The organism is Seonamhaeicola marinus (genome assembly GCF_008085455.1).
Window position 1 is genome coordinate 1 of record NZ_VSDQ01000721.1, and the last position, 828, is coordinate 828.

The window sequence follows — 828 nt, forward strand, 5'->3', positions numbered from 1 at the left end:
TTCAGATGGTGTAAAACCAAACTTAACGGCTCTAACAACCTCAGTTAATACAGCTTTAAAAGCTGCTTCTTGCTGCCCTGGTTTTGGAGCAACTCTCATAGAAAATGCATTATTTGCCCTTGCTAAAGATTGATACCCAACGCTTGCTCCTAAAAATGCAGCATCTGGTTTTTGTGCTTCTTCAGATATTCTTGATGATAACATAGTTGTTACCATTGATTGTAGTAATGATTCTTGTAAATCTGCTACAGTTTGATTTTCTAATGATTTTTTATGACGAATNTATCGGGTATGGTTACAATAAAACGCTCACGGGCATTTTTAACAGCAGGTATTTTTGAAAATAATGCTTTTATTTTAGCTTCAATAGTATCTACATCAATATCACCAACTACAGCAATAGCTTGTAAATCTGTTCTGTACCAGTCATGGTAAAAATCTCTAAGTGCTTTGTATTCAAAGTTTTCAACAATACGCATTAAGCCTATTGGTAATCTTTCAGCATATTTTGAATGGTTAAACGTAATTGGTAGTGATGTTTGAAATAAACGCATTTGTCCATTTTGGCGTGTTCTCCATTCTTCTTTAATAACACCTCTTTCAGCATCAATTTCTTCATCGGTTAATAATAAATAGTTACACCAATCATGCAATACTAACAAACCTTTATCTATTAATTCTGGAGTTGTTGGAACATTATCAATGTTATAAACCGTTTCATCAAAACCAGTGTAAGCATTAATATCTCTACCAAAAACCAACCCTTTTTCTTGAAACGTATTTAAAATGCCTTTACCTTCAAAGTTTTCAGTACCATTAAAAGCCACG

General features: G+C 33.3%; 2 protein-coding genes. Both read right to left on the reverse strand.

Features of this window, described 5'->3' with window-relative positions:
* On the reverse strand, window positions 1-204 hold a 204-nt coding region (locus FUA24_RS25895; RefSeq protein WP_246147126.1), incomplete at its 3' end, for a hypothetical protein.
* 56 nt (window positions 205-260) lie between these two features.
* Window positions 261-827 (reverse strand): M16 family metallopeptidase, encoded by a 567-nt coding sequence (locus tag FUA24_RS20960; protein WP_449441434.1) that lies wholly within the window; start codon window positions 825-827, stop codon window positions 261-263.
* Window position 828: the final 1 nt, after the last annotated feature.